The following is a 14,056-nucleotide window of genomic DNA, read 5'->3' on the forward strand; positions in this document are numbered from 1 at the left end:
TCAACGGATATACCCCTGTTTGAATCTTACGACGGACATGCCTTGCGTATGCCTACTTGGCCTATTAGCAAGTCCTTATTTTTTTATAAAAAATTGTTATACCGAAGTGCTACAACCCTCACTGCCGGAGGACTGCCGACCATGTTACCATCAGGCTTATCATCTTAAGACTTTCGGATGGAACAGATACATACGCAGAAAGGATGTATAGATATGGCTTACGAACCGTTATGGAGTGCTGCACCCGATAAACTGAATAAGTTCGAATTCGTCAAATTGCAGAAGGACGGGCTCGATGTAATCCGCACTATTATTGAAAAATATGCTCTGGAGGGCTACAACTCTATCCCGGCCGATGATATGGACTTATTCAAATGGGCCGGAGTATATCAGCAAAAGCCGCGTGACGGCCATTTCATGATGCGTGTACGGATCAACACCGGTATTATGACCACTCGCCAAGCCAGAGCAATCGCTGAAATCGGCAGACTGTACGGGCGGAACCTGGTGGATGTGACTACACGTCAAGCGGTACAGTTCCACTGGCTTACCGTTGAGCAGCTGCCGGATATCTTCCAGCGTCTCGAAGCTGCCGGCCTGTACTCCTTCGAAGCTTGCGGCGACTGTCCGCGCACGATTGTCGGCAACCCGCTGGCAGGGATCGACAAGGATGAGCTTTTTGATACAACGGATATTGTGGAGCAACTGAATGATTTTTTCATGCTGAACCGTGACTTCTCCAACTTGCCACGCAAATTCAAACTCTCTGTGTCTGCCAACCCATATAATAACGCGCAGGCCGAAATTAACGATTTGGCCTACACCCCCGCCGTAAAAGTAATCGATGGCGTTGAAACGCCGGGGTTCCATGTGATGGTAGGCGGCGGGCTATCGGCCAAACCCCATCTGGCCCAGAAGCTTGATATCTTCGTAAAACCTGAAGAGGCGCTGAAGGTAGCCGCCGGTGTGGTTACGCTGTTCCGGGACTACGGTTACCGGGAGAAACGTCATCATGCCCGCCTGAAATTCCTTGTCGCCGACTGGGGCGCGGAGAAATTCAAGGAAAAACTGATAGAAGTCGTAGGCGAGCTGCCTACGCGCGGCGAGGATCAGACGCTGGGCTGGCAAGCTGCATATTTTGATGGAGTTCACCCGCAGGTTCAGGAAGGTCTTAGTTATGTTGGACTCAATATTCCCGTCGGACGAATGAACAGCGATGAGCTAGAACAGCTGGCCGAGCTAGCCGATCAGTACGGCGAAGGCAAACTCCGCACCACGATGTCACAAAATATCATCATCAGCGGAGTTCCGAACGAGAAACTCAGCGCTCTTCTGGAAGCACCAGTATTGCAGCGGCTGTCGCCATCAGCCAAAAACTTCATCAGCCGCACTGTCGCCTGCACAGGCAATGAATTCTGCAACCTTGCACTTGTGGAGACCAAACAGCGTGCTGTCGGGGTCGCAGCCTATCTAGATGAGCATATCCAACTGGAAGAGAAGCTGCGCATTCACTTTATCGGCTGCCCCAATGCCTGCGGACAAAAGCAGGTGGCCGATATCGGCCTGCAGGGCACGCTGATGAAGACACCGGACGGTATGACCGAAGCATTCGACATCGCTGTTGGCGGAACGCTTGGCTGCGGTGACATAGGACCTGCTGCTGAATTCGCCCGCCCGTTGAAAGGCCGCGTAAAGGCTGACCGGGTAGGGCCCGTTCTGGAACAGCTCATCTCCTTCTACACTGAAGAGCGGCAAGAGCAGGAGAATTTCCATGCGTTCACAGGACGCGTAGGCGTGCCTGCACTTCAAGAACAGCTTACCGCCATTCTGGAAGCCGAGGCTGTGATGATGTCCGAGGAGTAATGTCTTGTGAAATATATCGAGTTCCAAGGGATCAGCAGTCAATACTTCACAAGATTCCTTAAGTAGTCTGCCGATATGGAAAAGGGCCGTGGTGCAGTGCCACGGCCCTTTCTTGTTGTTGGCTACAAGCCAGAATCGTTCCAGCCTTACTTCGCATCCTCCCCGGTTATACGGTATCCGAAGTCTGCAGCTCCAGAGCTTTGGTGCGCTCGGTGTCACGGAGCAATACTGGCTTCAGGTATTTGCCGGTGTAGGATTCCTCCACCTTGATAATCTTCTCTGGTGTCCCAGTAGCAAGAACAGTCCCCCCGCCACTGCCGCCTTCCGGTCCCATATCAATGATATAGTCGGCGGTCTTAATTACATCGAGGTTATGCTCAATGACGAGTACGGATTCGCCGGAATCCACCAGACGGTGCAGCACTTCAAGCAGACGGCCTATGTCATCTACGTGCAGCCCCGTTGTAGGTTCATCCAGAATGTACAAGGTCTTGCCCGTACTGCGGCGGTACAGCTCGGACGCCAGCTTCACGCGCTGCGCCTCACCGCCGGACAAGGTGGTTCCCGGCTGGCCAATATTGATGTACCCTAGTCCAACATCGAGCAGAGTCTGCATTTTACGATGAATCTTCGGGATGTTCTTAAAGAATTCTGTTGCATCTTCCACAGTCATCTCCAGTACATCGGAGATGCTCTTGCCTTTGTATTTCACTTCCAGCGTCTCGCGGTTGTAGCGTTTGCCTTTGCATATTTCGCAGGGAACATAGACATCGGGCAGGAAGTGCATCTCAATCTTGATAATGCCATCGCCACGGCAAGCCTCACAACGGCCGCCTTTGACATTGAAGCTAAATCTGCCCTTCTGGAATCCGCGCACCTTGGCTTCATTCGTCTTGGAGAACAAATCACGAATATCATCGAAGACGCCTGTATAGGTAGCCGGATTGGAACGCGGTGTCCGTCCGATTGGCGATTGATCAATTTCAATAACTTTGTCCAGGTTTTCGAGGCCGCGGATTTCTTTGTGCTGACCTGGCCGTACCTTGACCGCCTTATTCAACTGACGCGCCAGACTCTTATAGAGAATTTCATTAATCAGCGAAGACTTGCCGGAGCCCGACACCCCGGTTACGGCCGTGAAAACTCCCAGAGGAATTTTGACGTTCACATTCTTCAGGTTGTTCTCCTTGGCCCCGCGGATTTCAATCCAGCGGTCATCCGTAGCGCGCCGGTTGGAGGTAACCGGAATGAACTTGCGTCCGCTTAAGTACTCCCCGGTCAAGGAATTCGGATCATTCATGATCTCCTGAGGCGTACCTTGGGACATAACCTGTCCGCCATGAATCCCCGCACCTGGTCCAATGTCGATAATATAGTCGGCAGCCATCATCGTATCTTCATCATGTTCGACCACAATCAGGGTATTGCCCAAATCGCGCATATGCCCAAGCGTCGAGATCAGGCGGTCATTATCCCTCTGATGCAGACCAATACTCGGTTCATCGAGAATATACAGCACGCCCATCAGACTGGAGCCGATCTGGGTCGCCAGTCTGATCCGCTGCGCTTCACCACCGGAGAGTGAGCCTGCTGCACGGCTGAGCGTCAAATAATTCAAACCTACGTTGACCAGGAAACCTAGACGGCTGCTGATTTCTTTGAGAATCAGATTGGCAATGGCTGTCTCCTTCTCACTGAGCACAAGGTTTTCGAAAAATTCGAGGCAGTCCCCGATAGACAAATCGGTCACATCCGCAACATTACGGTCATTGACCGTTACGGCGAGAATCTCCTTCTTCAATCTTTTGCCTTTGCACACATGGCAAGGTTTGGCACTCATGAAGCCTTCAATGAACTCACGAATACCATCGGAGGCTGTCTCCCGGTACCGGCGTTCCAGATTGGGAATAATTCCTTCAAAAGCGACAAGCGCATCCTTCCGCTGGCCAAAGTCATTCTCATAACGGAAGCGGATCTTCTCGCTTCCCGTTCCATTCAGCAGCTTCTCCATATGCTCTGGTGACAGACTGCTCACCGGCACATTCTGCGGAATTTTGAAATGCTCGCAGACCGATTTCAGAAACTGCGGATAGTAGTTCGATGTGCTGCCTGTCCAAGCTAGAAAGGCGCCTTCTTCAATGCTTTTCTCTGGATCGGGAATCAGAAGATCCGGATCAACCACCATTTTCATGCCTAGCCCGTCACATTCCGTGCAAGCTCCAAAAGGGCTGTTGAAAGAGAACATCCGCGGCGCAAGCTCCTCGATGCTGAACCCGCAGACCGGACAGGCAAAGCTTGAACTGAACAACAGTTCCTCCTGTCCGATAATATCCACCAGAATTTGCCCGCCGGACAGCTTCAGCGCGGTCTCCAGGGAATCCGTCAGCCGGGTAGTGACATCATCCTTGATGACGATCCGGTCCACCACGACCTCAATCGTATGCTTCTTATTCTTCTCAAGTACGATATCCTCAGTCACTTCTCGAAGTTCACCGTTCACGCGCACCCGGACAAAGCCCTGCTTCGAGATATCACTGAACAATCCCTTATGTTCACCTTTGCGTCCGGAGATGACTGGTGCCAGAATCTGCAGCCGGGTCTTCTCGGGAAACTGCATAATCCGGTCTACCATCTGCTCGACGGTCTGGGAAGTAATCTCGATGCCATGATCCGGACAATGCGGATGTCCTACCCGGGCGAATAGCAGCCGCAGATAATCATAAATCTCCGTAACCGTACCTACGGTTGAACGCGGATTGCGGCTTGTTGTCTTCTGGTCAATGGAAATCGCCGGGGATAACCCCTCAATGGAATCTACATCCGGCTTCTCCATCTGGCCCAGGAATTGCCGGGCATAAGCTGACAGGGATTCCACATAACGGCGTTGCCCTTCCGCATAGATCGTATCAAACGCAAGCGACGATTTGCCGGAGCCGCTAAGTCCCGTCAGCACGACGAAGCGGTCACGCGGAATCGTTACGTCAATGTTCTTGAGATTGTGCGCTCGCGCACCTTTAATTACAATATTTTCGTTCGCCAACGGTATAACCTCCTAAATATCAAAGCTATTTCAAAGCTATTTCAAAATATTTTCGATCCCTCCCAAACCCTCCCTTAGCCAAGGGAGGGCCCCAAGGGTTGCACCCTCTGGACACCCGCAAGCCTGCTGGCGAAGGAGTGAGGGGGGATGAACTTAGTTCATGCGGGATGATGAGCGCTTGTCCCTTCGGGACCGCTGGAATGTAGGCGCTCCAGCGAAACCCGCTGTCCCTTCGGGATGCGCTAACTACAGACTGTGGCTGTCCCTTCGGGATGCGCAAAGGCGAATGGACATTTATCCAAAAGAAACGGCCTTAGATAGCGCCGTTCCTGTACTTTACTGTGTGTATCACATGTGCGAAAGGCTTTGTGTTACTCTGCACGCAGCTCCAGAAGTGCGTCTCGCAGCTCTGCGGCACGCTCGAATTGAAGATTCTTGGCGGCATCCTTCATCTCTGCCTCCAGATGCTGCATCAGGCTCTGGCGCTCCTTCTTGTTCATCTTCCCGCCCACACCGTTGAGATAATCAGCCTTGGACTCGGCAACCTTGGTTGCCTCGATGATATCACTGACCTTCTTGTTGATCGTAGTGGGTGTAATTCCATGCTTTTCATTGTAGGCAATCTGCGTTTCCCGGCGGCGCTGGGTTTCGGTCATAGCTTTTTCCATCGAATCTGTGATACGGTCACCGTACATGATTACACGGCCATTGGAGTTACGGGCCGCACGGCCGATGGTCTGAATGAGTGAACGCTCGGAACGCAGGAAGCCCTCCTTGTCGGCATCAAGAATTGTGACCAGGGATACCTCCGGCAAATCCAAGCCTTCCCGTAGTAGATTGATCCCTACGAGAACATGGAAGGTCCCTAACCGGAGGTCACGCAGAATCGCCATACGCTCCAGCGTCTTGATGTCAGAGTGCATGTAGCGGACCTTTATACCAATTTCCTTGAAATAATCTGTCAGGTCTTCAGACATTTTCTTGGTCAAAGTCGTAACGAGCACACGCTCGTCACGCTCTACACGGTCCCGGATTTCGCTGATCAGATCATCGATCTGTCCCTCTGTCGGACGAACCTCGATAATCGGATCCAAAAGGCCGGTAGGACGAATGATCTGCTGAACCATAGTCTCGCAGTGTTCCATTTCATAAGGTCCCGGTGTGGCGGACACATAGACGATCTGCTTCACCTTGTCTTCGAATTCCTCAAACTGCAGCGGCCGGTTATCCAGCGCAGATGGTAGACGGAAGCCATGTTCTACGAGAACTGTCTTGCGCGCCCTGTCGCCGTTGTACATCGCCCGGATCTGCGGCAGTGTTACATGAGACTCATCGATTACAATCAGCATATCCTCAGGGAAATAGTCCATAAGTGTGTAGGGGGTTGCTCCCGGCTCACGGAAGGTGAGTGGTCCGGAGTAGTTCTCAATCCCGGAACAGAAACCGACTTCCTTCATCATCTCAATATCATAACGGGTCCGTTGCTCCAGCCGCTGGGCTTCCAGCAGCTTGCCAGCGTCCCGGAGTACAGCCAGCCGTTCTTCCAGTTCACGCTCAATATTCACCAGGGCCACACGCATGGTTTCTTCCTGGGTAACAAAGTGGGATGCCGGGAAAATTGCCACATGATCGCGTTCGCCGATTAATTCTCCGGTCAATACATCAATTTCAGTTATCCGTTCGATCTCATCGCCGAACAGTTCTACGCGGATGGCATGCTCACCCTGTGAGGCCGGGAAGATCTCTACCACATCACCGCGTACGCGAAAAGTGCCCCGTACAAAATTAATGTCGTTGCGCTGATATTGGATATCCACAAGCCTGCTCAGGATCTGATTCCGCGGCTTCTCCATACCCACGCGCAGCGACAGCAGCAGACTTCCGTATTCCTGCGGTGAACCGAGACCGTAAATACAGGAAACACTGGCTACAATAATGACATCACGCCGTTCGAATAAGGAACTGGTCGCGGAGTGGCGCAGCTTATCAATTTCTTCATTTATGCTGGAATCTTTCTCGATGTAGGTGTCGGAGGAGGGAATGTACGCCTCTGGTTGATAATAATCGTAGTAACTGACGAAGTAGTCTACCGAATTGCTTGGGAAAAACTCTTTGAACTCACTCGCCAGCTGCGCAGCCAGCGTCTTGTTATGCGCAATAACCAGCGTTGGCCGGTTCAGCTTGGAAATCATTTGTGCGATGGTAAAGGTCTTCCCTGTACCGGTCGCTCCCAGCAGCGTCTGGTGCTTCTTGCCCTGCCGGATGCCGTCTACTAATTCTTGTATGGCATGAGGCTGATCGCCCTGGGGTGTATACTCGGACTCCAACTGAAAAGTCTGCGTACTGACGACAATATCATTCATTTGCCCGTCTCCCCTCTATCGTCTAAAATATATGAATATATTATTATTGTGGCCCTGATGATTCTCACTCCATACCTACTGAAATATATGGAAGATAAGAATACTTGTTCCCGTTTATTATACAGTGTTGCCCAGATTCATGCAAACCATAATATATAGAACTTTAAGGAGCTTGAACACATGGATATTACTTCAATTATCGGACTGCTGGCTGGTCTGGCCGCAATGATAGGCGGTTTTTTCTGGGAAGGCGGAAGCCTGTCCGGCCTGCTTCAGCTGAATGCTGCACTTATCGTATTCGGAGGCACGCTTGCCGCCGTGCTAATCAGCTTCACAGCGTCCAGGTTGCGTTCCGTGCCAGCGGCGGTACGGGTAGCTTTTGGCAGACATAAGGATACTTCAGAAGAACAGGCAGAAGAGCTGATTGCTATGGCTGCAGTCTTAAGACGCGGCGGTGTGCTGGCCCTGGAGAAAAAAGCCGAAGAGCATCCCGACCCTTTTACCAGTGAAGGACTTATGCTCATTGTTGATGGAACAGACCCCGAGCAGGTCCGGCAGATTCTGGAGCTCGAGATGGACGCTAAAGAGCTCAAATACGAGGGCTATGCCAAAATCTTCGAAGCCGCAGGAGGCTATGCTCCCACTATGGGCATCATCGGCACGGTTATGGGTCTGATCCGCGTACTCAGCAGTCTAACCGATCCCTCCAACCTGGGAGCTTCCATCGCAGTTGCTTTTACAGCAACTCTATATGGTGTGGCCAGCGCTAATCTAATATTTTTACCCATTGCCTCCAAAATCAAATCCCGCAGCCAAAGTGAACTGGGCACTATGGAAATGCTTATGGTAGGCATTCTTGCCCTTCAGAACGGGGATCATCCCCAGCTTGTCCGTAAAAAGCTAAGTTCCTTCTTGAACCGTTCCACCAGGGAACGTCGTATCGAGACTACCAGAGGTCCCTCATGAGACAGAGAAACCGTAGGCAGCCACGAACAGGAGGAAGAGAAAACGGCGACCGGTGGATGATTACCTATGCCGATCTGATTACACTGCTACTTATTTTCTTCGTGGTTCTGTATGCCATGAGCAGTCTGGATACACATAAATTCAACATCGTCACCAGCTCTTTAACGGACACTTTCAGAAGCGGAAATCCGGTATTGGATGGTGGAAGCGGCGTGCTGGATGGTCAAAAGGGACTGCAATCGGAAGGGACGGGGAAAGGTCAGAATGGGGAGGAGAATGGCAAGGATGGAGCCGGTCTCAATCAGGACAATGCGGCCAGCCCATCCCCTGACAGCACAGAGCCTTCGGCTCGTGAGCAGTCCTTCCGTGAACAGGAAGCCAAATTGGCTGCGCTAATGGGCGTCATCACCAAATATGTCAACGACAACAATCTGGGAGACCAGATCTTTGTGGCGGATAAACCGCAAGGCATTGCGATTACGCTCAGTGACCGTTACCTGTTCGACGTCGGACAGGCCGAGCTCAAAGCACCCGCGCTCCCCGCGCTGCGGCAGCTGTCTGGACTATTCCGCGGAATTGGAGCAACCATCAGCATCGAGGGCCATACCGATAATACACCAGTGTCTGCCGGCTCCCGTTATAACGACAACTGGGAACTGTCCGGCGCCCGTGCTCTCTCGGTGCTGCGCTTCTTTTTGGATAAAGAGGGGTTGAATCCGAATACGTTTCAATATGCCGGATATGCTGATACCCGCCCTGCTGTGAGCAATTCTACTGCAGAAGGACGGCAGAAAAACCGGCGCGTAGAGATTACGGTACTGCGGCAGCTTCAGGAAGGGGAGTAGCGCACAATTAGACCACAAAAAGACAGACCTCACACATTAGTGGTACAAAATGTGATGTGAGAGTCTGTCTTTATTTTATACGCCGAAACTAGAGTTCGAAGGATATCCTATTCTTCAATCAATTTGCCATACGCTGCCGCATCCAGCAGTCCCGACGCTGCTTCTGCGAACTCACCGGTGATTTCCAGCTCAAAAATCCATCCGCCGCTGTAAGGCTGATCATTAATCAGCTCCGGACTGGCTTCCAGTGCGTCGTTGATCTTGGTCACTGTCCCTGATACCGGAGAATAGAGCTCCGATACCGTCTTGACGGATTCGATGCTGCCCACGCTGTCGCCAGCCGAGATGGCTGCCCCCACCTCAGGAAACTCTACAAATACGATATCGCCAAGTAAATGCTGGGCATGATCCGTAATTCCGACACGTACTATGCGCCCTTCACCCTGCTGTGCCCATTCATGTTCTTCGCTATACAACAGGTCGTCTAGCACTTCACTCATTCTTAAGCCGCCTCTTTTCCAAATTTGGAGTTGTAAAATTAGTTATAGACTAAGTGATTGCGCTGCGCAATGTCAATATAGCTGACAGGAAAATAAAATTTGTCATCTTTTTGACGTTTTTATGTTGACAGCGGAGTTGTATACCCGGTTTAATGGAGTCAGTAGAAAACAATACGGTTTGCGAATGAAGGCATAGGGAGAGACTGTCTGCGAGAAGACAGCGCCGAAGGAGTAAGCCCGGAAGGGTGAATCTCTCAGGCAAAAGGACCTTTGCCGGACGCATCTCTGGAGAGCTATTCGAACCTGCCTGGCAGGATTCGGATCACCAACGGGGAAACCTGCGCGGCTTACAGCAGGGTAACTCTCAGGTACAAGGGACAGAGCGGAAGACTTATATGCGGATTGTGCATATTCGTCTTTTGCCTGTCCTTTTTCGCATGTAATAAAGACAAGGGAGTGAGCAGATGGAAGCTTTGAAGAGAACACCTTTTTACGACCTTTACGCCGCTTATGCGGAGTCCAGATGTATTGATTTCGGCGGCTGGGAGCTGCCGGTGCAGTTCACGGGAATCGTGAAGGAGCATGAGGCGGTCCGCCAGAAGGCCGGATTGTTCGATGTATCGCACATGGGCGAATTCATGGTCAGCGGCAGCGGCTCGGAAGCCTTTCTGCAGCAGATGACCACCAATGATGTCAGCCGTCTTCAGGATGGCGGCGCGCAGTACACCCTGATGCTCTATCCAAGCGGCGGTGTGGTTGATGATCTGCTGGTCTACCGCCTCGGCGAAGAACATTACATGCTGGTCGTCAATGCCTCCAATATCGACAAAGACTTCCAATGGCTGCAGGAGCATCTCACCGATGAATTCAGCGGTGTAACGCTGAAGAACGTATCTGACGATACGCTACTCCTCGCACTGCAGGGCCCCTTGGCGGAGACGATTCTGGCCGTAGTAACTTCTGCTCCCATTGCAGAGCTTGCGCCTTTCCATTTCATCGAGCGCGCTGTGGTCTGCGGCGTAGAGGTTCTGCTCTCACGGACCGGATATACCGGGGAGGACGGATTTGAACTATACGCCCCGCTGGACACAGCAGCTGCGCTCTGGAACGGCTTGCTTGCGGCCGGTGCACCGCACGGTCTGACTCCCGCCGGACTCGGGGCACGCGATACGCTTCGGTTCGAAGCCAAGCTGCCGCTGTACGGCCAAGAGCTGTCGGCGGACATTACACCGCTCGAAGCAGGCGTACAGTTCTTCGTGAAGCTGGATAAAGCCGGCTTCATCGGCAAGGACGCACTGGTGAAGCAGAAGGAAGCCGGGCTACCCCGCCGCCTCGTGGGACTAGAGATGATTGACCGGGGCATTCCACGCTCACATTATCCGGTCTATGCGGAGGGTGTGAAGATCGGGGAGGTCACTACAGGCACACAGTCCCCAACGCTGAAACGCAATTTGGGTCTGGCCCTGCTGGACGCTGCCTATACAGAGATTGGAACAGAGGTTTACGTGGAGATTCGCGGCAAGCAGCTTAAGGCGGCCGTGGTCAAAGCGCCATTCTATAAAAAGAGCCAAGGAGTGAAGCCGCAATGAAGCACCGTTATCTGCCGATGACCGAGCAAGACCGCAAGGAGATGATGGAGGCTGTCGGGATTCAGTCCGTGGAGGAACTGTTCGCCGACATCCCTCAAGCTGTCCGTTATCAGGGAACGATGCCGATGTCTGAAGCGCTTGATGAATACGCGCTGCTCCGCCATATGAAAGAGCTGTCCGACCGCAATGCCAGCTTCGACACCCATGCCAGCTTCCTCGGTGCAGGGCTGTATGACCACCATATCCCCGTTGTTATTAACCATGTGATTTCCCGCTCGGAGTTTTATACCGCCTACACCCCTTACCAGCCGGAGATCAGCCAAGGCGAGCTGCAGGCAATCTTCGAGTTCCAGTCCTATATCTGTGAGCTGACCGGCATGAAAGTAGCAAATGCCAGCATGTACGACGGTGCGACCGCCTTCTCGGAAGCTGCTGTGCTTGCAGCCGGTGCGACAAAACGCAAAAAGTTGATTGTCTCCCGCACTGTTCACCCTGAGGCACGCCAGGTGCTGCGTACCTCTGCGGGTGCATGGGGCCTGGATGTTGTAGAGATTGACTACAAGGACGGAGTAACGGATCAGGCCAAGCTTGCTACCGCGATTGACGGCGACACGGCTGCCGTACTGGTACAGTCGCCGAACTTCTTCGGCGCCATTGAAGATCTCAGCGCCATTGAGCCGCTGATCCATGCAGTGAAAGGCCTGCTCGTCGTCAGCGCCAATCCGCTGGCCCTCGGTATTCTCGAAACGCCAGGTAAGCTTGGCGCCGACATTGTAGTCGGTGATGCCCAGCCGCTAGGCATTCCGGCTTCACTTGGCGGACCTACCTGCGGCTTCTTCGCCGTAGCCGAGCCTCTTATGCGCCGCATGCCGGGCCGGATTGTCGGCCAGACCGTTGACCGTAACGGCAAACGCGGTTTCGTACTGACCCTGCAGGCCCGCGAGCAGCATATCCGTCGCGAAAAAGCGACATCCAACATCTGTTCCAACCAGGCACTGCTCGCGTTATGTGCCTCTGTCTACCTATCCGTTATGGGCAAAGAGGGCATGCGTGAGGTTGGAGAACTGAACATCCGCAAGAGCCATTACGCAGCCGGCAAGCTCGGTGAACGGACTGGTGCTGCTCCTGCATTCAGCGCACCCTTCTTCAATGAATTTGTCCTGAAGCTCCCTGAGGGAAGCAACGTCAGCGAGATTAACTCCAAGCTGCTGAAGGAAGGCTATCTCGGAGGTTATGATCTGGGCCGGGATTATCCTGAATTGGCCGGTCATATGCTGGTTGCCGTCACCGAGAAAAGAAGCAAAACAGAAATTGACCAATTCGCAAGCGCATTGGAGGGCTGTATATGAAACCGGAACAAAGTCTGATCTTCGAGCTTAGCCGTCCCGGCCGCTCGGCTTATTCCCTGCCCGTGTGCGATGTTCCGCAGGAAGAGAGCATCGATGCCCTGATTCCCGCCGGACTCCTTAGAAGCGAGCCGGTAGTCTTGCCGGAAGTATCAGAGGTGGATGTGATTCGCCACTATACCGCACTGTCCCGCCGCAACTTCGGTGTAGACAACGGCTTCTATCCACTCGGCTCCTGCACAATGAAATACAACCCGAAGATTAATGAAGATGTCGCCCGCTTCCCGGGCCTGGCCAAGATTCACCCTTACCAGCCGGAAGAGAGCATTCAAGGCGCACTTGAACTGATGTATACTCTGCAAAAGGATCTGGCTGCCCTGACCGGCATGGATGCCGTATCTCTGCAGCCAGCCGCCGGTGCCCACGGGGAATGGACCGGCCTGATGATGATTCGCGCTTACCATGAGAGCCGCGGCGAGACCCGCTCCAAGGTCATCGTGCCCGATTCCTCGCACGGTACCAATCCGGCCAGCGCCTCTGCGGCTGGTCTGGTAACGGTAACCATCCCCTCCAACGACAAAGGGATGGTTGACCTGGAAGCCCTGAAAGCGGCTGTCGGCAGCGACACCGCTGCTCTGATGCTTACCAATCCGAGCACGCTCGGATTGTTCGAGACGCAAATCGTCGAAATCGCCCAGATCGTACACGAAGCAGGCGGCCTGCTCTATTACGACGGAGCCAACTCTAATGCGATTATGGGCATTACCCGCCCCGGCGATATGGGCTTCGATGTGGTGCACCTGAATTTGCACAAAACGATGAGCACCCCGCACGGCGGCGGCGGTCCGGGAGCCGGACCGGTCGGTGTAAAAGCGAAGCTGATCCCGTTCCTGCCACAGCCGACAGTAGTTCAAACGCAAGACAGTAGCTACTCGCTGAACTACGGTGGTCCGGAATCGATCGGACGCGTCAAAGCCTTTTATGGCAACTTTGGTATCCTGGTCCGAGCCTACGCCTATATCCGTACCTACGGACCGGACGGCCTGCGCGAGCTCTCCGAGAACGCTGTGCTGAACGCCAACTATATGATGCACCGGCTCGCACCGTATTTTGAAATCCCTTATCCAGGCATCTGCAAGCATGAATTCGTCATGTCCGGCAGAAATCTTAAGCAGTACGGTGTACGCACACTGGATGTAGCTAAGCGGCTGCTCGACTTCGGCTACCATCCGCCAACCGTATACTTCCCGCTGACGGTAGAGGAATGCATGATGATCGAGCCCACCGAAACCGAGAGCAAGGAAACGCTCGACGGGTTCATCGATACAATGATCCAGATCGTCAAGGAAGCCCAGGAAACGCCGGAGATCGTGATCAATGCTCCGCATACTACGGAGATCAGCCGTCTGGACGAGACGCAAGCCGCGCGGAAGCCGGTACTGAACTGTTCTTGCGGGTAACCATTTTTCTTAATGAATTGCAGTTTACCATAACGCAAAGCGGCTAATCCCGAAGTCATTCCTGGCTTCGCGGGTTAGCCGCTT

General features: G+C 53.1%; 9 protein-coding genes and 1 riboswitch. Of the genes, 6 read left to right on the plus strand and 3 right to left on the minus strand.

Annotated elements, in window-relative coordinates; all coding sequences use genetic code 11:
- Window positions 1-213 precede the first annotated feature (213 nt).
- Window positions 214-1,863 (plus strand): nitrite/sulfite reductase, encoded by a 1,650-nt coding sequence (locus AC0MA3_RS21820; protein ID WP_474657758.1) that lies wholly within the window; start codon window positions 214-216, stop codon window positions 1,861-1,863.
- Between the two features lie 166 nt (window positions 1,864-2,029).
- Here AC0MA3_RS21820 and uvrA read toward each other — a convergent pair whose 3' ends face one another.
- Complete coding sequence (gene uvrA / locus AC0MA3_RS21825) at window positions 2,030-4,903, minus strand: excinuclease ABC subunit UvrA (protein ID WP_474657759.1); 2,874 nt, start codon at window positions 4,901-4,903, stop codon at window positions 2,030-2,032.
- Window positions 4,904-5,274: 371 nt separating this feature from the next.
- Window positions 5,275-7,266 carry an excinuclease ABC subunit UvrB gene (gene uvrB, locus AC0MA3_RS21830; RefSeq protein WP_474657760.1) on the minus strand — a complete coding sequence of 664 codons (1,992 nt, stop codon included), beginning with the start codon at window positions 7,264-7,266 and terminating at the stop codon, window positions 5,275-5,277.
- Window positions 7,267-7,446: 180 nt separating this feature from the next.
- On the opposite strand from uvrB, the gene AC0MA3_RS21835 reads away from it, so the two are divergent.
- On the plus strand, window positions 7,447-8,232 hold the full coding sequence (locus AC0MA3_RS21835; protein ID WP_379157399.1) for a flagellar motor protein: 786 nt from the start codon (window positions 7,447-7,449) through the stop codon (window positions 8,230-8,232).
- Window positions 8,229-9,077, plus strand: coding sequence for a flagellar motor protein MotB (locus AC0MA3_RS21840; protein ID WP_379157396.1), 849 nt, complete (start codon window positions 8,229-8,231; stop codon window positions 9,075-9,077). The genes AC0MA3_RS21835 and AC0MA3_RS21840 overlap by 4 nt, the downstream gene beginning before the upstream one ends.
- 107 nt (window positions 9,078-9,184) lie before the next feature.
- Here AC0MA3_RS21840 and gcvH read toward each other — a convergent pair whose 3' ends face one another.
- The gene (gene gcvH, locus AC0MA3_RS21845; RefSeq protein ID WP_379157393.1) at window positions 9,185-9,577 is read right to left on the minus strand and encodes a glycine cleavage system protein GcvH; all 393 of its coding nucleotides are present in this window, start codon (window positions 9,575-9,577) and stop codon (window positions 9,185-9,187) included.
- Window positions 9,578-9,761: 184 nt separating this feature from the next.
- Window positions 9,762-9,857, plus strand: a riboswitch (glycine riboswitch).
- A gap of 184 nt (window positions 9,858-10,041) precedes the next feature.
- Here gcvH and gcvT point away from each other — a divergent pair.
- The 3 genes from gcvT to gcvPB are packed head-to-tail and all read left to right on the plus strand — an operon-like array spanning window position 10,042 to window position 13,972.
- Window positions 10,042-11,166, plus strand: a complete 1,125-nt coding sequence (gcvT, locus tag AC0MA3_RS21850) for a glycine cleavage system aminomethyltransferase GcvT (protein ID WP_474657761.1) — start codon at window positions 10,042-10,044, stop codon at window positions 11,164-11,166.
- Complete coding sequence (gene gcvPA, locus AC0MA3_RS21855) at window positions 11,163-12,515, plus strand: aminomethyl-transferring glycine dehydrogenase subunit GcvPA (RefSeq protein ID WP_474657762.1); 1,353 nt, start codon at window positions 11,163-11,165, stop codon at window positions 12,513-12,515. Before gcvT ends, gcvPA begins: the two co-directional genes overlap by 4 nt.
- On the plus strand, window positions 12,512-13,972 hold the full coding sequence (gene gcvPB / locus AC0MA3_RS21860; RefSeq protein ID WP_474657763.1) for an aminomethyl-transferring glycine dehydrogenase subunit GcvPB: 1,461 nt from the start codon (window positions 12,512-12,514) through the stop codon (window positions 13,970-13,972). Before gcvPA ends, gcvPB begins: the two co-directional genes overlap by 4 nt.
- Window positions 13,973-14,056 lie beyond the last annotated feature (84 nt).

The organism is Paenibacillus sp. LS-5 (assembly GCF_056121505.1).